This is a genomic window from Cupriavidus sp. UYPR2.512, from assembly GCF_000379565.1.
Classification (GTDB): Bacteria; Pseudomonadota; Gammaproteobacteria; order Burkholderiales; family Burkholderiaceae; genus Cupriavidus.
This window is the reverse complement of the sequence record NZ_KB903131.1, coordinates 1-17,595: the sequence shown is the minus strand read 5'-3', so window position 1 is coordinate 17,595 and position 17,595 is coordinate 1. Positions and strand designations below refer to the sequence as shown.

The following is a 17,595-nucleotide window of genomic DNA, read 5'->3' as shown; positions in this document are numbered from 1 at the left end:
GACACAAGATGATCCAAGACAAAAGCAACTCCCTGCCGCTGGCCGGCATCCGCGTGGTCGAATTCACGCATATGGTGATGGGCCCCACCTGCGGCATGATCCTGGCCGACCTGGGCGCCGAGGTGATCAAGGTGGAGCCGCCCGGCGGCGACAAGACGCGCAACCTGCCGGGCCTGGGCATCGGCTTCTTCCGCGCCTTCAACCGCAACAAGAAGAGCGTGGTGCTGGACATCACCACCGAGGAAGGGCGTGCCGCCGCCGCCGAGCTGGCGGGCCAGAGCGACGTGCTGCTGGAGAACTTCCGGCCCGGCCTGATGCAGAAGCTGGGGCTGGACTACGCCACGCTGTCGCGCGACTACCCGCACCTGATCTACGTTTCGCACAAGGGCTTCCTGCCCGGCCCCTACGAGAACCGGCTGGCGCTGGACGAAGTGGTGCAGATGATGGGCGGGCTGTCTTACATGACCGGGCCAAGCGGGCGGCCGCTGCGTGCCGGCACCTCGGTCAACGACATTATGGGCGGCATGTTCGGCGCCATCGGCGTGCTGGCCGCGCTGCGCGAGCGCGACCGCACCGGGCGCGGCCAGGAGATCCAGAGCGCGCTGTTCGAGAACTGCGTATTCCTGGCCTCGCAGCATATGCAGCAGTTTGCGATGACCGGCGAGGCGCCGCCGCCGATGCCGTCGCGCGTGTCGGCGTGGAGCGTGTACGACGTCTTCACGCTGGCCGGCGACGAGCAGCTCTTCATTGGCGCGGTCAGTGACAAGCAGTTCGTCATGCTGTGCCAGGTGCTGGGACATCCGGAGCTTCTCGACAAGCCTGAGTACGCCAGCAATACCTCGCGCGTGGCAGTGCGTCCGCAACTGCTCGACGAACTGGGCGCGATCCTGCGCCACCACCGCAGCGCAGAACTCGCGCCCAAACTCGAAGCCGCCGGCATCCCCTATGCGCCGATCGTGCGCCCGGACCAGTTGCTCGACGATCCGCACCTGCTCGCCAGCGGCGGATTGGTGCCGATGCAGGCCGACGACGGCTCGACCACGCCCACGGTGCTGCTGCCGCTGCTGATGGGCGGGCGCCGCCCGGGCGTGCGCCGGCCGCTGCCCCGGGCTGGCGAGCACAACGAAGAAATCCTGTCGCAGCTGGGCACGGGCCGCACCGGCTGAGCCGCAACGCAGCGTGCATGCCGCGGCACAGCGGCAGTCCGCAAAGATCCTACGATAACGATACGGAGACAACCCCATGCACCCCCGTCGCATCCTTCTCAAGTCAGGGCTGGCACTGGCCGCCACCGTTGCCACCGTGCTGGCGGCGCCGGGTATCGGCGCGCTCGCGCAGGGCGGCACCGGCAAGCCGGTGCGACTGATCCTGCCAATCAGCGCCGGCTCCGGCGTGGACACCATCGCGCGCGCGGCCGGACCCGCGCTGGGCAAGGCCTTCGGCCAGCCGGTGGTGATCGAGAACCTGCCCGGCGCCGGCGGCATCACCGGGGCCGCGGCCGTGGTCAAGGCGCAGCCGGACGGCAGCACGCTCGGGCTGGTCTCGAACAACCATGTCATCAACCCGAGCGTGTTCCGCACAATGCCGTTCGATGCCATCAAGGACATCACCCCGATCAGCGTGATCGGCACCACGCCGCTGGTGCTCGTAGTGAATCCCAGGGTGCCGGCTAGGAACGTGAAGGAACTGGTGGCGCTGCTCAAGGCCAGGCCCGACGGCTACAACTACGGGTCGTCCGGCAATGGCACCATCATCCACCTGGCTGGGGAGATGTTCCTGGACGAGGCCGGCGTGAGTGCGCGCCATGTGCCGTACAAGGGCACCGGGCCGATGATGAATGACCTGATCGCCGGCCAGGTTGAGCTGGGCGTGGTCGCACTCAACGCGGTGACGCCGCACCTGAAGGCCGGCACGCTGCGCGCGATCGGCGTGTGCGGCGACAAGCGCTCGGCGGCCGCGCCGGACATCCCCACCATCGCCGAACAAGGCTTGCCCCATTACAACGTCGCCGGCTGGTTTGCCGTGGTTGGCCCTGCCGGCATGCCGCCGGCAGAGGTGAAGCGCGTGCATGACGCATTCGCCAGGGCCTTCACCTCGCCTGAAGTGCTGGAAGCGATGAAGAAGCAAGCCACCGTGATCGAGCCCGGCACACCCGAAGCCGCCGCGAGCTTCTTCCGCAGCGAGGCCACACGCTACGCCGCGCTGGTGAAGAAAGCCAACGTCAAGATCGAATAGCGCCCCACTTCGCTGCGGCACCACACCTGATCCATCCTCACGCTCTCATTCATGACCCTCTACAAACTTGGCGACCTCGCGCCCGCCATCGCCGGTACCGCCTTTGTCGCGGCGCAAGCCACCATCATCGGCCGCGCGGAACTGGCCGAACACGTCTCGGTCTGGCCCGGCGCGGTGATCCGCGCCGACAACGAGCCGGTGACCATTGGCGCCGGCAGCAATGTGCAGGAAGGCGCGGTGCTGCATACCGACCCGGGCTGTCCGCTGGCGATCGGGGCCGGCGTGACCGTGGGGCACCAGGCCATGCTGCATGGCTGCACCGTGGGCGATGGCGCGTTGGTCGGCATCCAGGCCGTGGTCCTGAACAACGCGTCGATCGGCGCCGAGTCGCTGGTGGCCGCCGGCGCGCTGGTGACCGAGGGCAAGCAGTTCCCGCCGCGCTCGCTGATCCTGGGATCGCCCGCCAAGGCTGTGCGCGAACTGACGGATGAGGAAGTGACGCACCTGCGCGTGAATGCCGAGGACTACGTCCGGCGTGCCGCGTATTACCGGACAGCGCTGGAAAAGATCGGCTAAGTGACTGGGCACGGTGGCCTGCAGGATGCGCGCCAAGCGCCTAGAATGCCAGCAGCCACCGTGGCGATGCCCCCAGGAGGACGACCATGTCCGACAAGCCCGTCAAGATCCCCGGCCCCGACCACCCGATCACCATCACGCCGACCGCCGGCAGGGTCGTGGTCAAGGTGGCCGGCGTCACCATTGCCGACAGCGACGCTGCGCTCACGCTGAAAGAGGCGGCCTACCCGCCGGTGCAGTACATCCCGCGCGCGCATGTCGACATGGCGCAGCTGGAGCGTACCGCGCACGCTACATACTGTCCGTACAAGGGCGACTGCAGCTACTTCTCCATTCCCGCAGGCGGCGAGCGTTCGCGCAATGCGGTGTGGAGCTATGAAGCGCCTTACGCCGCGGTCGCCGCCATTGGCTCGTACCTGGCCTTCTATCCGGAGCGCGTCGGCAGCATCGAGATCCTCGGCAACTGAGGGATCGCGCGCCGCGCGGCATGGCGGCGGCACCAGCAAAGGAACCAACCAAGGAACCAGCGCGCGCGGGTTCCAGTGGCCAGGGCTTTCGAAGCCCCAGAAGCGCCAGAACGCCAGCGAAACCCAGCAGCACCATGATCGCGGTGATGATGCCTTGCCGATAGCCGTTGAGCACCACTTGCGGCGCTGGCTCGGGTGAAGCCGCTGGATCGGAAGCGTTCAGGGCGTCTCCAGTGTGGCGTTGCGTCGCCGCAGTGTTGCCAGGCGGGCCGCGGATTCAGCCGCCGCGGGCCGGCAATTGCACCACGGCCAGCGTGGCATCGGCTGGCCCGACGACCTTGCTCAGGTGCCCTTTGCCCGTGGTGTCTTCCAGCAGCAGCGCACTGCCTGCCGATAGCGGCCGGCGTTCGCCGTCGCTGGCTTCGAACTCCATCGCACCGGCCAGAACGAAGATCCACATGCGCAGCGGCGACGGGTGCAGTGCGCCCGCCCAGCCGGCCGGCACCAGCAGGAAGCCCTGCCGCGCGGCTTCGTCCAGCGGCGACACCCAGAAGGCGCGCGCCGGCGGCGCGAACAGGCGCTCCGTGATGGCAACGGAAAGCGGGGCAAAGTGGGACTCGCCGGCGGCATCCGCGTAAAGCCGCTCAAAGGCCAGCGGCGCACGCGCACTTGTGACGGGTTCGGCAGTGGCAGCCATGGCGCACCTCCCTGCGGCGCATTGCGCGCGGCATTGTTATGCAGCCAGTCTAGGCTGCCGGGCGCGGAGTGCAATGCCTGCCTGGAACGTGCGAGGGCAGGGCATCAGCCCTTGCTGAAGATGCTGTAGAAGTCCGGCGCGCCGCTGTCGGGCACGCTCAGGTCGAGCGAGCCTTCGATGTGTTCCAGGTGTTGCGCCATCATCGCGCTGCTCGATGGCGTCGATCAGCTGGCGGTGCTCATGCTCGGCGCAGGCCGGCGCGCCGGGGCGGTCGTACAGCGTGATGATCAGGCAGGTCAGCGACACCATCTCGCGGATCAGTTTTTCGAGGATGGCATTGCCGCATCTACGCGAGCGGTACCCGCGCTCTTATCGCATCAACGCCTTCGGCTGCGCCCCGCGCAAGCGCAGAAAAAACCAACAGGGCACTTTGAGCCGGCGCAGCAGCCGTAGGCGTCCCCGCGATGCGGCTGGCAGCAGGCGGCCTACGCCCTCCATGGGGATCGTTCAATAGTGGGTTAGCGCAGGCACTATCCCTGACTCACATGGCGTTAGCAGGGTCGAACGGGCAACCACATCGAACGGCAAGCACCACCGTGGGAACCACCAACGCCGAGGAATTGATTGCCAGCCGCACAGGCGACGCGTTTCTTGGTTACTTCTTGTCGCTCGGCCAAGAAGTGACTCGCCGGCTGCGCCGGCGAAACAGCCCACGCTAGTCAAGCACGACACCCCACCGCATTGCCAATGCCCCCAGTACCACAACCACCCCCACCAAATCAGCACAGAATCAAAAGAACCCCACTCCCAAGAGCGCAGTTCTTTGCCACGACCCCGCCGCCGACGGGATCTCAATATGCAATCCTCGCCGTCAGGCTCACGCTGCGCGGATCCGCAGGCTGGATGTAGTTCTCATACTGGAAGCCCCAGTAGCGCTTGTTGGTCACGTTGTTCAGCGCGGCGCGCAGCGTCAGGTCCTTGCCGGCGACGCGGGTGTTGTAGCTCGCGCCGAGATTGAACACCGTGTAGCCGCCGGCCTCCAGCGTATTGCCCGCGTTCAGCTTGGTATTGCCGGTGTACTTGCCATCGACACCAAGGCGCAGACCCGGCACGAACGGCATGCGGTAGCTGATGCGTCCCGCCAGCACCAGGTCCGGCGCACCGGCGACGCGCTTGCCGTTGTTGGCCATGCCCTTGTCGTAGTACGAGTCCAGGTACATCGCGCTCGCGCCGAATTCCCACTGCGTGCCCAGCCGGTACACGCCGGCCAGCTCCAGCCCCTGGTAGATCGAGGTGCCGTCCTGCTGGCGCGTCGGCACGCCGCCGTTGATGCTGTCGTACTCGGCGCCGCGCTCGATGCGGAAGGCGGCGGCAGTGGCGCTCCAGGCGGCCTGGTCGGCCTTGACGCCGATTTCATACTGCTTGCTGCGGATCGGGCTGAGCAGCTGGCGTGCGTTGGTGTAGCCATCCGGCACGATCGAGCCAGGCTCCAGCGCTTCCACGTAGCTGGCGTAGACCGTGGCCGTGGGCACCGGCTTGAACATCAGCGCCAGCGTGGGCGTGACCACGCCGTTCTTGCTGTAGCTGGAGGTCACCGGCACGTAACCGTTCTGCTCGAAGTTGGTCACGCGCAGGCCGGCCAGCGCCGACCAGCGCTCGCTCAGCTGCACGGTGTCGCTGGCGAACACCGACTTCTGCGTAATGTCGCTATTGCGCACCTTGTTGAAGGCGGTCGAGCTGTAGTACGTGTTGGTGTTGGGCTCGAAGATGTTGCCGGTGCCGATGACGGCGCCGAAGCCGTTGTTGTCATAGCGGTCGATCTGCTTCTGCCATGACAGGCCGGCCACCAGCTGGTGCCCGAACGGCCCGGTGCGGAACTTGCCTTCCAGCATCGCCTGCCATTGCCCCACCTGCTGGTTCTGCGCGGTGTCGTAGCGCTGGTCGCTGTAGTCGCCGGCCTGGTTCAGCAGGTTGTAGGTGCTTTCGTTGCGGTCGCGGTTGACCTTGGTGAAGCTGTAGCTGGTGCTGACCGCCCAGTCGGGATTGATCTGGTAGCGCAGGCCGGTGCTGTACAGCTGCAGGTTGGTGTTCAGGTGCTGGTCGGCACCGGCGAAGTTGCGGATGCGGCCGGACACCGCGGCCGGCAGGGCCGTGTCGCCGTAGCTCCACAGGCTGAACGACGGCATCTGGCCAGTGGCGCGGCGGTCCTGGTAGAGCGAGTCGAAGGTCCAGATCAGGTCCTTGGTCAGGTGCGCATCCAGGCCCAGCGAGACGCTGTCGCGCTTGATACTGCGCGCGTTGTAGGGCGTGCCTTCCTCATGCGTCACGTTCAGGCGGTAGCCGAACATGTTGTCCGGGCCGGCGCGCCCGCCCAGGTCGACGTGCTCGCTCCAGACATTGGCGGCGCGGTAACCCAGTTCGAACGAGGCGGTGAAGGTGTCGGTCGGCTTCTTGGTGACGTAGTTGACGATGCCACCCGGGGTGGCGAAGCCGTACATGAAGCCCGGCAGGCCCTTGAGCAGTTCCACCTGCTCCATGTGCTCGTACGGCAGCGTGATGCCGTAGGCGATGAACGGCAGCCCGTTGATCTTGAAGCCGTTCTGCCAGTCGATCTGCAGGCCGCGCACGCTCAGGTAGCTGGACCAGCTGTTGTAGCCGTTGCCGTTGTCGCTGACCGACGCATCCATCGCAAACACATCGCCCAGCTTGGCCACCTGGCGGTCGGCCAGGTCTTCGGCGGTGACGATGGTGGTCGAGTACGGGGTGTCGAGCTGCGCGCGCGCGCCCAGCGCGCCGGTGCTGGCCTTTTTCTCAAGCTGCAGGCCGGAATCGTCGACTGCCGAGGCGCTGACGGTCACCGCGGGCAGCGGCTGCGCATCCGCCGGCGCCGCGGCTTGCTGCGCCAGCGCGGCGGTTGTCGGAAAGCCAGCCAGGACGGCCAGTCGCGCCAGCACGGCGAAATGGCGAGTTTGGGGTGCGCGCAGGCGCGCGGCGCGAATGACTTGGCGGTTCATAAGGCGACAGCAGGAGACAGGCGGGCCTGTATTTGAATGTAAATACAAATGCGAATAATTCGCATTTGAGAAAAGACTGAATGATGCCTACGCTCGTTGCGGGGGTCAAGGTGGGGGGGAGGGGGGTGTTGCGGTGGAAACAACGTTGGCTGGCGTAGCCGGTTCGCGCCTCCCTGACTCCCCTATCGATTGCTGGAGCCTGCCATGGCCATGTCGAACATTCGTGTCCGGATTGACCTGCGAACCAAGGAGGAGGCTGCTGCACCGGGCGGTCCGACACCGCCGCGTCCAGCTCGGCCGCGGTCTGGAAGCGACCCAGCTTCCAGTTCACCTGGCCTCCTCCCGGTTCTACCGGCCGATATATTGGGCGGCAACATAAGAGAAATCGCTGTGCAGGGAAAGCCGCTGCGCGGGGCCGTGCGCCGCTAGATGTGCCGTATCAGGCGCGTGGCGCGCTGCCTTTGTGTGAGGTGTAGGACAAACACCCGGCGCGGAACAGGAAGGGCACCGCTGCCGCGGCCACGGCGCGCGGTATATCGTGCGAGGTAGCAGGCGCTGCACGCCGGCCGGCGCGCGGAGCCAGCCCTATCCCATCCCGCCGCAGGGGGACCTCACGGATGTTCCAGACGCTCTGCCATGTCCCGTTCGCTACCCGGCCACGCGGTGCCGCGGGGCATGCGGGCGCCAGCCGCCGCCGGGGCCTGCGCCGGCTGACGGCGGTGATGCTGGGCTCCGTGCTGGCGGCCGGGGTGCTGGCAGGGTGCGCCAGCCTGCCGGCCTCGGCGCAGCGCACCCCCTCTAACGCCCCGGCCAGTACCACCGATACCCCGCTGGGCAAGGTGCTGGCGCCGCGCCTGGCGCAGCGCCCCGGCGAGTCGCTGTTCTATCCGCTGTCATCCGGGCCCGACGCGCTCGCTGCGCGGCTGGCGATGGCGCGTGCGGCGCAGCGCAGCCTTGACCTGCAGACCTATATCTTCGAAACCACCGGCACCGGCGCCGCCGTGCTGGGCGACATCATCAACGCGGCCGACCGCGGCGTGCGCGTGCGCATGCTGCTCGACGACCTGCATACCGGCGGCATGGACCAGATTCTGTCGGCCATCGATTCGCATCCCAATATCGAGGTGCGCCTGTTCAATCCCTTTGCCAACCGCAGCGTGCGCTGGCTGGAAATGCTGGCCGGCTTCAAGCGGCTGGACCGGCGCATGCACAACAAGTCGATGACGGTGGACAACCAGATGTCCCTGGTGGGCGGGCGCAATGTTGGCGATGCCTACTTCTCCGCGCGCACCGACATGGACTTCAGCGACCTCGATGTGCTGATTGCCGGACCGGCGGTGCCGCAGGTGTCGGCCGTATTCGACGAATACTGGAACGACCCGTCCTCATATCCGGTGGTGGCGCTGATCCCCGCAGGCAAGGAAGCGCCGGTTGAGATGCGCAGCCTGCGCAAGGGTCTGGAAGCTCGCGGCGACCAGGCGGTCGCCAGCCCCTACGTGAAGGAATTGCTGGAGTCGGGCCTGGCCAAGAGCATCGAGAGCGGCCATATGCCTGCTTACAGCGGCAAGGCTGTCGTGGTCTCCGACAAGGCCGCCAAGATCACGCACCAGACCGACGACGATCCCGGGCACGCCACCGCCCGTCTCGAGAAAATGATCAACGGCGCGCAGAAGGAAGTGCTGCTGACCTCGCCGTACTTCGTGCCGGACGACGACGGCGAGGCCTGGCTGATCGCCCTGGCAAAGCGCGGCATCCGCGTGCGCATCCTGACCAACTCGTTTGCCGCCACCGATGTCAGCCCGGTGCATGCCGGCTATGCGCCGCACCGGCTGGCGCTGGTGGCCGCGGGCGTCGAGCTGTATGAGCTCAAGCCCAGCGCCTATGCCGAACTGGCAAGCAGCGGCAAGGCCGCGCGCGGTTCGCGCTCATGGCTATCGTCCAGCCGCGCCAGCCTGCATGCCAAGAACTACATCGTCGACCGGCGCCTGGTATTCATCGGCTCGCTCAACATGGACCCGCGCTCGGCCAAGCTCAATACCGAGATGGGCATCGTGCTGGACAGCCCGGCGCTGGCCGAGCGCATGATCAAGTCCACCGAGAACGGGCTGCTCGACATGGCCTACCGTGTCGGGATGCAGGCCGATGGCGACGGCGGCAACCGGCGCCTGACCTGGACCACGCGCGAGAAGGGGCAGCTCATGGTCTACGACAGCGAACCCGGCATGGGTCCGCTGCAGCATCTGGGCATCGGTGTGCTGCGCGTGCTCCCGATCAAGGAAGAGCTGTAAGCCTGGCCTCGGTGCTGCACCGCGCCTTTCCTGAACCTGGGTTTGGGCGTATGGTTTTCCGCTTCGTTGCCTTTCGCAAAGGAGCTTCATGAAAGCCGCTGTCCTGCATCAACCCAAGACCCCGCTGGTGATCGAAGACGTTGCCATCGGCAAGCCCGGCCCGCGCGAGGTGCTGGTGCGCACCGCCGCCGTGGGCGTGTGCCACTCGGACCTGCATTTCCTGGACGGTGCCTACCCGCACCCGATGCCGGCGATCCTGGGCCACGAGGCCGCGGGAGTGGTCGAGCAGGTCGGCGCCGAAGTGCGCACGGTCAAGCCCGGCGACCATGTGATCACCTGCCTGTCGGCATACTGCGGCCATTGCGAGCACTGCCTGACCGGCCACCTGTCGCTGTGCACCGAGCCCGATACCCGCCGCCGCGAAGACGAAGAGCCGCGCCTGATGGCCCGCCAGGGCGGGCCGATGAACCAGTTCCTGAACCTGTCGGCGTTTGCCGAGCAGATGCTGATCCATGAGCACGCGCTGGTGGCAATCCGCCGCGACATGCCGCTGGACCGCGCCGCGCTGATCGGCTGCGCGGTCACCACCGGCATGGGCGCGGTGATCCATACCGCGAAGGTGCAGCCGGGCGAGACCGTTGCCGTGATCGGCTGCGGCGGCATCGGGCTGGCCACGGTCAACAGCGCCGCCATTGCCGGCGCCGGGCGCATCATCGCCATCGACCGCGTGCCGGCCAAGCTGGAACTGGCGCGCAGGTTCGGCGCGACCGACGTGATCGACGCCGCTAATGCCACCCCAGCTGACGTGCTGGACGCCGTACGCACCCTCACCGGCGGCGGCGTGCACCATGCCTTTGAGGCCATCGGCCTGAAGCAGACCACCGAGCAGGCCTTTGCCATGCTGCGCCGGGGCGGCACCGCCACGGTCATCGGCATGATCGCGCCGGGCGTCAAGATCGAACTGAAGGGCAGCGACTTCCTTGCCGAGAAGCGCATCCAGGGTTCACTGATGGGATCCAACCGCTTTCCGGTGGACATGCCGCGCATGGTGGACTTCTACATGGCCGGCCGCCTGCACCTGGACGAACTGATTGCGCAGCGCCTGCCGCTGGAGCGCATCAACGATGCCTTCGACGAACTGCGCCGCGGCGAGCTGGCGCGCTCGGTGATCCTGTTCGATTAAGGGCCGCCGCCCCCAGCGCCATTGTTCGCGCTGTGGGACAATCGCGGCGCACCGCAATGACGAGGCGCCGCATGAAGACAATCGAATGGAAGGACTGGGAGATTTTTTGCCGCGTGGTGGAAGGCGGCGGCTTCACCCAGGGGGCCGAGCTGGCAGAAGTACCCAAATCTTCCGCCAGCGCCGCGGTGGCGCGGCTGGAAAGCCAGCTTGGCATCCGCCTGTTCGAGCGCACCACGCGCCGCGTGCGCGTGACCGAACGCGGCCAGCGCCTGTATGAGCGCGTGGCGCCGCTGTTCGCCGAACTCCATGAAATCAGCGCCGAGGCCGCCTCGGACAGCGCCGAGGTCAGCGGCCTGCTGCGTATCTCCACCCCCTATGAAGTCGGCTCCCAGCATCTGTCCGAAAGCCTGACGCGCGTGCTGCGCGCCCACCCCGGCCTGCGCGTGCAGGTCGATGTCAGCTGGGACCAGCCCGACCTGATCCGTCACGGCTACGACCTCGCGTTCGTGATGACCGACACCGCGCTGCACGACACCTCGTTCGCCAGCAAGCGCGTGGTCCTGATTGAACGCGCTTTCTATGCCGCGCCGGCACTGATCAAGGCGCGCGGGCTGCCGCGCACGCCGCAGGACTTGCAGGGGTGGCCCACGCTGGGCAACGCTGACGACCGGCACTGGGAGTTCCTGCGCGACGGCGTGGAGATTGCACGCCTGGATGTCGAGCCGCGCATCTGCACCCATAACGCCGAGCTGCGGCTCAAGGCGGCGCTCGACGGCCTGGGCGTGACGCGGCTGTCGCCGCGCTTCGTGCAGGATGCGGTCGGGCAGGGGCAACTGGTGCGCGTGCTGCCGGGCTATGCCTCATCGCCGCTGAAGGTCTACGTGCTGATGCCGGCGCGCAAGCTGATGCCGGCCAGCGTGCGGCTGCTGCTGGACGTGCTGGAGCAGACGCTGGGCGTGCCGGAGACGCGGCGCCCGGCCGGCAAGCGGCGGGAGAACGCTTAGCTGCCGGGGCCTGCGCCCTCAGGCATCGGTCAGTAAGGCTGCCCGGCCGGCCGCACGTCAAAGTGCAGGACTTCGGCAAGATCCAGCATCTCCTCATCGTCCTCGCTGCGCGTGATCCAGCCGCCGTAGGCATCGCCGCCCGTATCCCAGTTCCACAGCGTATAGCCGGCCACGCGCAACTGGTTGTGCACCAGTTCCATCAGTTCCGGCACGCTGGTGCTTTCCAGGAAGGCCTCGTCCTCGGGGTCGTCGCTGCCCCAGTCGATCTCCAGGTCCATCCGTTCGCACAGCTGGTTCAGGCAGCCGATAAAGGACTGGGCATCCTTCCAGTCGACAAAGAACCCGGACTGCCAGTCGATGACCTCGCGGATCACCCACAGCAGTTCCTGGCCATCGGTGTCATCGTCCTCGGCATCGAGCAAGGCGTCTTCAAACATCGACAGCTGCGCCGAGGTCTGTGCGCTGTCGCCAAGGTTGATCAGGGCGAAGAAACGCGCAATCGCGTCCTGCGTGTCGTCGTCCAGTGGTGTGGCCATCTTGATTTCTCCTGTTGCTGCGGTCTAGGCCGCGATGCGCATGATCTCGCGTTGGCCAGCCGGTGTCACGCGCAACGCGCGCGAGGTGCGCGTAGGCTCGACCCAGCCGCGCGCCAGCAGGCTGCCCAAGAGCGCCGCGCCCAGGGCGCCGCCCAGGTGCGGCTTGCGCTCGCTCCAGTCCGGGCAGGTGCAGGCAAACTGGCGCCGCTTGCGCCGCGCCGCCTCGACGTCGACGCCCAGCCCCGCCAGCGCCTGCGCGCCGTCGCCGCTCAGGTCTACGCGCTGTCCGTCCAGCATCAGCCAGCCTGAATGCGTCATCCGCTCGAACAGGCCCACGGCCAGCTCGCCCGCCAGGTGATCGTAGCAGGTGCGCGCCTGGCGCAGCGCCGGTGGAGCGGTGCGCGATACCGGCACGTCGCGCAGCCGCGGCGGCCGGCTGGCCAGCGACGCCGACGCCAGCGCCTCGATCGCCACGCCGATCTCCGGCGTGGCCAGGCGGTAGTAGCGGTTGCGCCCGCGCGTCTCGGCCACCAGCAGCCCGCCTTCGGCCAGCCGGGCCAGGTGGCCGCTGGTGGAAGAGGCCGACAGCCCGGCAATCAGCGCCAGTTCGCCGGCGGGCCGGGCGCTGCCATCCATCAGCGCCCACAGCATGGCCGCGCGGCCGGGATCGGCGAGCAGGCCGGCGAGGTGGCTGATGCCCGGCGTGTAATCCATGGTTTGGCTCCGGATGAAGGGTGGCATGCGGAGTATAGGTGATGGGCCGGTCGTTGACCTCGGACATTAAAGCCCTTGCAAGACATTAAAGTCCCGTTCTAAACATTGATGTCCTTTCCGTAGACATCAGTGTCCTTGTGAAATGTCCCGTTCTGTGCGGTAGCTTCCCGTTGTGGTGGTCAAGTAATTTCGGACAGGCAGATAGGTTCTTTCACTGTCGATTTCGCCTCGTGGGCAATGGGCGACAGTATCCGGCTTCGTGCTTTCCCTAACTGCCCCGAACTGTCAATTGGGCGCCCCAGATTGTCAAAGCGCTTCGCATCGTTGCTGGATACTTGTTGGGTTCGAATGCCGCGGCCTCCGGGTTCGGCGAGTGGCCGATGGCTGACGCACTCATCGCGCGGCCATCGAGCCATGGCGTTGCGGCCCAGCTTCGCTGACAAACACAAACACACTCAGGGGCGACGGTGTTTTCCCCTCTCCCGCCCGGCGGGAGAGGGGGAGAAAACCGCTCGCCAATCTCACCAGGCGCGCGCGGACTTTGACATCCGGCGCAGGTTTGCAAGGAGAAGACCATGGAGCTGAAGGACAAGGTTGCAATCATCACTGGCGCCGGCCAAGGCGGCGGCGAAGGCATCGCACGCGTGCTGGCGCGTGAAGGCGCGAAGATCGCTGTGGTGGACCTGAATCTTGACGCCGCCCGGCGCGTCGCTTCCAGCATCGACCCGGACGGCAAGCGTGCGATTGCCATCCGCGCCGACGTCAGCAAGAAGGCAGACGCGCAAGCCATGGCCAGCCAGACCCTTGAGGCCTTCGGCGCGATCGACATTCTGGTCAACAACGCCGGCGTCGGCGGCGCGTCCGCGCTGGTGTGCGACGTCACCGAGGAGAACTGGGACCGCGTGATGGGGGTGAATGCAAAGGGCATCCTGTTCTGCTGCCAGGCCGTCATCCCCGCCATGAGCGCACAGGGAAAGGGCAAGATCGTCAATATCGACTCGATTGCCGGCATCCGCATGGCTTACTTCAGCAGCGTGGATTACACGGCATCAAAGCATGCGGTCACGGGACTGACGCAGCATCTCGCATGGGAGCTGGCGGACCAGCGCATCAACGTCAATGCGGTATGCCCTGGCGGCATCCTGACACCTGCGATTGAAGCCTATGCAAGCCCGGAAAAGCGCGAAGCCCTGATCCGGCGGACGGTGCCGCTGGGCAGGTTCTGCAAGCCCACGGAGATCGGCGAAGCGGTATCTTTCCTCGCCAGCGAGCGTGCGGACATGATCACGGGCCAGATGCTGGCGGTGGACGGCGGCACCCTCACCGGTTACGGGGAAGACCTGCGCGCGGTATTGCGGCAGCGGCTTCAGGAAGAAGGGAGCCATTGACAGCAGCGCTGCCGGCAGCGCCTCGTCAGAAGCAGGGGCGAAGCTGCCGGCGGTGGTTCACGGTGAGCTTAGTAGTGGATGATGCCGGGGCTCCCCCCGCCCACGGGGATGGCTTCACCATTGATTGCCACGCTCAGCGGTGACGCGAGGAAGGTCACCACGCTGGCGACCTCGCTGGCATCGACCATGCGACCAAGGGTGCTCTTGGTCGCCGCCCACGCCTCGGTTGCGGCGTCGGTCTTCTCGGTGCGCGTGGGTCCGGGATGGACCGCCGTGACATTGATGCCCTTCGGGCCAAGTTCATCAGCGAGGTTCTTGGTGATTGCCGCCACACCGACATTGCGCAGCGTGGCAATGGGCCGGCCCGTGTGGTAGATCGCCAACCCGCCGATATTGATGATGCGGCCCCAGCCGTTTGCGGCCAGGTGCGGTGCCAGCGCCCTCGCGGTGCGAAGGTAGCCGATAACCTTGATGTCGATGTCTTCGAGCGCTTGTGCATCGACGATCTCATCGAGCCGCGTGGCTGGCGAGATGCCGCCCGGCAAGGCTGCGGCGTTGACCAGGATATCGATGCCACCGAGGGCCTCGATAGCCTGCTTCACCATGGCATCAACGGAAGCCTTGTCGGCGGTGTTGACCGTCAGCGGCACGATGCGCCGGCCGGTCAGTGCCGCAAGTTCCGCGGCTGTCTCGGCCAGGGCGTCTTGCCCGCGCGCTGCGAGCACCACGTCGACCCCCTCCTGTGCGAGCTGCAGTGCAATGGCCTTGCCGATGCCGCCGCTGCCGCCTGTCACGATTGCGCGCTTGCCTTTTAACCCCAGGTCCATGATGTCTCCGATTTCATGCAAAGGAGCGGGGCGAACGTGCCATGAACACGTCGCCCCGCGATCGTTTCTTGGTCCAGGCGCACAGGCGATGAGGTCCGCGCGCCAGGCTGCAAGCGTTACGGTACCAGGACGGTAGCGCCGCTGGTCTTCCTGGATTCGAGCGCGCGGTGGGCCTCGGCGGCATCGGCCAGCGCGAAGCTCTGCTTGGGCTCGCTCGTGATCTTGCCGGCCAGCACCATGTCGAATAACTCCCTGGCCATGTCCAGCATGTGCGAACGCGGCGTGGCGTAGTGCACCATGGCCGGACGCGTGACCCACAGCGAACCCTTGGCCGCGAGTGTGCGGCTGTCGATTTCCACCGGCCCGGAAGTCGTGCCGTTGCTGACCAGGGTGCCCCGCACCTGCAGGCAGGACAGCGATGCATCCAGTGTCGATTTGCCGACCGAGTCGAACACGACCGGGACCTTCTTGCCGTCGGTGATTTCCATCACGCGCTCGACGATGTCTTCGCGCGAAGTGACGATGGTGTGCGCGCAGCCATTGGCCCTGGCGATCTCGGCCTTTTCATCCGAGCTGACCGTGCCGATCATGGTCACGCCAAGCGCGCGTGCCCACTGACACGCGATCAGGCCGACGCCGCCAGCCGCGGCGTGATAGAGGATGGTTTCGCCACCCTTGAGCGGGTAGACCTGGCGGAACAGGTATTGGGCAGTCATGCCCTTCATGATGAGCGTCGAGGCAGTACGGTCGGAGACGCCATCGGGCAACGGGATCAGGACTTCCGCAGGCATCACGCGCACGTCCGAGTAAGCGCCCTGGGGCCCGAGCAGATAGCCGACGCGGTCGCCGACACGGATGTCGGTCACGCCCGGGCCGACGGCCTCGACCACGCCAACCGCATCCGAGCCCAGGCCGTTGGGCAGCTGAAGCGGATAGTGGCCGGTGCGGAAGTAGATGTCGATGAAATTGACCGCGATATAGGTGTGGCGAACGCGCGCCTGGCCCGGGCCGGGATCGCCGACCTCGACTGTTTCGAGCTTGAGGACGTCGGCGCTGCCGGTCTCGTAGAAGCGAATAGCTTTTGCCATAAAGGTCTCCTGGTAGAAAGTCTATGCCTGACTGCCGGCCGCGGGGGCGGCGCAAGTCATGGCTGAATATGGAATGCCTTCACGATGCCGGCATTGCGATCGAACTCCGTGCGCAGTGCCTGGCTGAGTTCCGGCAGCCCCTGCGCGGGCGCTGGCTCCATGCCGAGTGCCATGAACCGTTCCTGCACACGGGGTTTCGACGCCGCCTTGTAGACCGCCGCCTGGATCTTCTGGCTGAGGTCTGCCGGCACCTTGGCGGATACGAAAACACCACCCCAGTTGCTGAAATCGATGTCCGGATAGCCGAGCTCGGCGAAAGTCGGAACCTGCGGCAGCAGCGGCGAACGCTGCTTTGCCGCCAGCGCATAGGGCCTCAGCTTGCCGGCCTTGATCAGTGGCAGCGAAGTCACCATGTTGTCGTACATCACAGTGATCTGCCCGCCCATTACTTGTGTCAGTCCCGGCGGTGAGCCGGGAAACGGCACGTGCTGCAGATCCATGCCGGCCTTCTGGTTCATGATCATGCCGGCATAGTGGCCGACCGTGCCCGCACTGGGCGAAGCAAAGCTCAGCTTGCCGGGGTTGGCCTTCACATAGCGGATCAGGCCCGGCAGATCCCTGGCCGGCAGGTCAGTCGATGCGACCAGCACCATGGTCACCTTGCTCACGGCGGCAACGGGCCTCACGTCCTTCACCGGATCAAAGGAGACCTTCATCACATGCGGAACTTCGGTGAAGACATTGGTGAGCGTGACCAGGATGGTCTGGCCGTCAGGCGGCGCCGCCAGCAGGGTATTGATCGCGATGCCACCACTGGCGCCCGGCTTGTTGTCGACCACCACGGGCTGCCCGAGGTCCGCCGAAAGCTGCTCGGCCAGCACGCGGGCGATGACGTCCATGGTCCCGCCGGCGGGGGCAGGCACCAGCATGCGCACGGGCTTGCTGGTCCAGGCCATGGCCGCGGGCATCGCTGCGGCCAGCATGACGGCAACGGCAACCTTGCGGAATGCGAAGAGCGCAGGACGATTGGACATGTTGGTCTCGATTAAGGACAGGGAAGCCTGCCGCCCCGGCCGCGGCGATGCCCGCGGCCGGGGCGGCAGGTTGCATCAGGCCGCGCGCAGCGGCAGGTTCCTGACGCCGGCCTGCCGATTGGGTGCCATGCCGTGGGCGGCCAGCGTCTCGTCGGCGCTGTCGTACCAGGTGCCGATGCGGTAGATCTCGCGCGCTTCCTTGCCCGAGGCGATCTCGCGGCCCAGTTCCTCTGCCACGCGCACGCACTGCTCGATCTGCTGCACCGAGGTCATGCGCTTGCCGTGCTGGTCGATGATGGTGTCCTCGATGCCGCAGCGCGGATGCAGGCCCATCGCCATGGCCATCATGTTGAACGGCAGCACGTTCTTCAGCAGCGACTCGGCGGTCAGCGTGCAGCCGTCCGGCGCGCGGTGCACGAAGTTGAAGAAGTTGAACGGGTTGGGGCCGTCGAAGCCGCCGCCGATGCCGATCCAGGTCAGGTTCAGCGGGCCGGTGTAGGCGCCGCTGCGCACCAGGCGCTCGAGCGTTTCGAGTGCGTGGATG

General features: G+C 66.6%; 16 protein-coding genes and 1 pseudogene. 8 read left to right on the top strand and 9 right to left on the bottom strand.

Annotated features, from left to right (window positions below; genetic code table 11):
- The first annotated feature begins 8 nt into the window (after window positions 1-8).
- The 4 genes from A3A5_RS0123295 (at window position 9) to A3A5_RS0123280 (ending at window position 3,278) form a co-directional block, all read left to right on the top strand.
- Window positions 9-1,166 carry a CaiB/BaiF CoA-transferase family protein gene (locus A3A5_RS0123295; RefSeq protein ID WP_018312905.1) on the top strand — a complete coding sequence of 386 codons (1,158 nt, stop codon included), beginning with the start codon at window positions 9-11 and terminating at the stop codon, window positions 1,164-1,166.
- 76 nt (window positions 1,167-1,242) lie between these two features.
- Window positions 1,243-2,235: a tripartite tricarboxylate transporter substrate binding protein gene (locus tag A3A5_RS0123290; protein WP_018312904.1), complete on the top strand. Its 993-nt coding sequence runs from the start codon at window positions 1,243-1,245 to the stop codon at window positions 2,233-2,235.
- Between the two features lie 51 nt (window positions 2,236-2,286).
- On the top strand, window positions 2,287-2,811 hold the full coding sequence (locus tag A3A5_RS0123285; RefSeq protein WP_018312903.1) for a gamma carbonic anhydrase family protein: 525 nt from the start codon (window positions 2,287-2,289) through the stop codon (window positions 2,809-2,811).
- Between the two features lie 86 nt (window positions 2,812-2,897).
- Window positions 2,898-3,278, top strand: coding sequence for a DUF427 domain-containing protein (locus tag A3A5_RS0123280; protein WP_018312902.1), 381 nt, complete (start codon window positions 2,898-2,900; stop codon window positions 3,276-3,278).
- 277 nt (window positions 3,279-3,555) lie between these two features.
- On the opposite strand, the gene A3A5_RS0123270 is transcribed toward A3A5_RS0123280, so the two are convergent.
- From A3A5_RS0123270 to A3A5_RS0123260, 3 genes and pseudogenes are all read right to left on the bottom strand, one after another.
- A complete protein-coding gene (locus tag A3A5_RS0123270) occupies window positions 3,556-3,975 on the bottom strand; it encodes a hypothetical protein (protein ID WP_018312901.1) in 420 nt (139 codons plus the stop codon).
- 261 nt (window positions 3,976-4,236) lie between these two features.
- Window positions 4,237-4,284: pseudogene (locus A3A5_RS45085) on the bottom strand (hypothetical protein); the annotation flags it as partial.
- Between the two features lie 542 nt (window positions 4,285-4,826).
- Window positions 4,827-6,989, bottom strand: a complete 2,163-nt coding sequence (locus A3A5_RS0123260) for a TonB-dependent siderophore receptor (protein WP_018312899.1) — start codon at window positions 6,987-6,989, stop codon at window positions 4,827-4,829.
- 617 nt (window positions 6,990-7,606) lie between these two features.
- Here A3A5_RS0123260 and A3A5_RS0123255 point away from each other — a divergent pair.
- The 3 genes from A3A5_RS0123255 (at window position 7,607) to A3A5_RS0123245 (ending at window position 11,464) form a co-directional block, all read left to right on the top strand.
- The gene (locus A3A5_RS0123255; RefSeq protein ID WP_018312898.1) at window positions 7,607-9,277 is read left to right on the top strand and encodes a phospholipase D family protein; all 1,671 of its coding nucleotides are present in this window, start codon (window positions 7,607-7,609) and stop codon (window positions 9,275-9,277) included.
- An 88-nt stretch (window positions 9,278-9,365) separates the two neighbouring features.
- Window positions 9,366-10,460 (top strand): Zn-dependent alcohol dehydrogenase, encoded by a 1,095-nt coding sequence (locus A3A5_RS0123250; RefSeq protein WP_018312897.1) that lies wholly within the window; start codon window positions 9,366-9,368, stop codon window positions 10,458-10,460.
- A 71-nt stretch (window positions 10,461-10,531) separates the two neighbouring features.
- Window positions 10,532-11,464 (top strand): LysR family transcriptional regulator, encoded by a 933-nt coding sequence (locus A3A5_RS0123245; RefSeq protein WP_018312896.1) that lies wholly within the window; start codon window positions 10,532-10,534, stop codon window positions 11,462-11,464.
- A 29-nt stretch (window positions 11,465-11,493) separates the two neighbouring features.
- Here the strand turns inward: A3A5_RS0123245 and A3A5_RS0123240 are convergent, their stop codons facing one another.
- Together A3A5_RS0123240 and A3A5_RS0123235 are read right to left on the bottom strand one after the other, a co-directional pair.
- Window positions 11,494-12,000, bottom strand: a complete 507-nt coding sequence (locus A3A5_RS0123240) for a hypothetical protein (RefSeq protein WP_018312895.1) — start codon at window positions 11,998-12,000, stop codon at window positions 11,494-11,496.
- Window positions 12,001-12,024: 24 nt separating this feature from the next.
- Window positions 12,025-12,714 (bottom strand): helix-turn-helix transcriptional regulator, encoded by a 690-nt coding sequence (locus tag A3A5_RS0123235; RefSeq protein ID WP_018312894.1) that lies wholly within the window; start codon window positions 12,712-12,714, stop codon window positions 12,025-12,027.
- A gap of 575 nt (window positions 12,715-13,289) precedes the next feature.
- Here A3A5_RS0123235 and A3A5_RS0123230 point away from each other — a divergent pair.
- Entirely contained in the window at window positions 13,290-14,102 is an 813-nt protein-coding gene (locus A3A5_RS0123230; RefSeq protein ID WP_018312893.1) for an SDR family NAD(P)-dependent oxidoreductase, read from the top strand.
- Between the two features lie 68 nt (window positions 14,103-14,170).
- Here A3A5_RS0123230 and A3A5_RS0123225 read toward each other — a convergent pair whose 3' ends face one another.
- The 4 genes from A3A5_RS0123225 to A3A5_RS0123210 all read right to left on the bottom strand — a co-directional run.
- A complete protein-coding gene (locus tag A3A5_RS0123225) occupies window positions 14,171-14,929 on the bottom strand; it encodes an SDR family NAD(P)-dependent oxidoreductase (RefSeq protein WP_018312892.1) in 759 nt (252 codons plus the stop codon).
- Window positions 14,930-15,045: 116 nt separating this feature from the next.
- Window positions 15,046-16,017 (bottom strand): quinone oxidoreductase, encoded by a 972-nt coding sequence (locus A3A5_RS0123220; protein ID WP_018312891.1) that lies wholly within the window; start codon window positions 16,015-16,017, stop codon window positions 15,046-15,048.
- A gap of 56 nt (window positions 16,018-16,073) precedes the next feature.
- The gene (locus A3A5_RS0123215) at window positions 16,074-17,051 is read right to left on the bottom strand and encodes a tripartite tricarboxylate transporter substrate binding protein (RefSeq protein WP_018312890.1); all 978 of its coding nucleotides are present in this window, start codon (window positions 17,049-17,051) and stop codon (window positions 16,074-16,076) included.
- A 75-nt stretch (window positions 17,052-17,126) separates the two neighbouring features.
- Window positions 17,127-17,595: 3-keto-5-aminohexanoate cleavage protein (locus tag A3A5_RS0123210; protein ID WP_018312889.1), on the bottom strand; the 469-nt coding region annotated here is incomplete at its 5' end.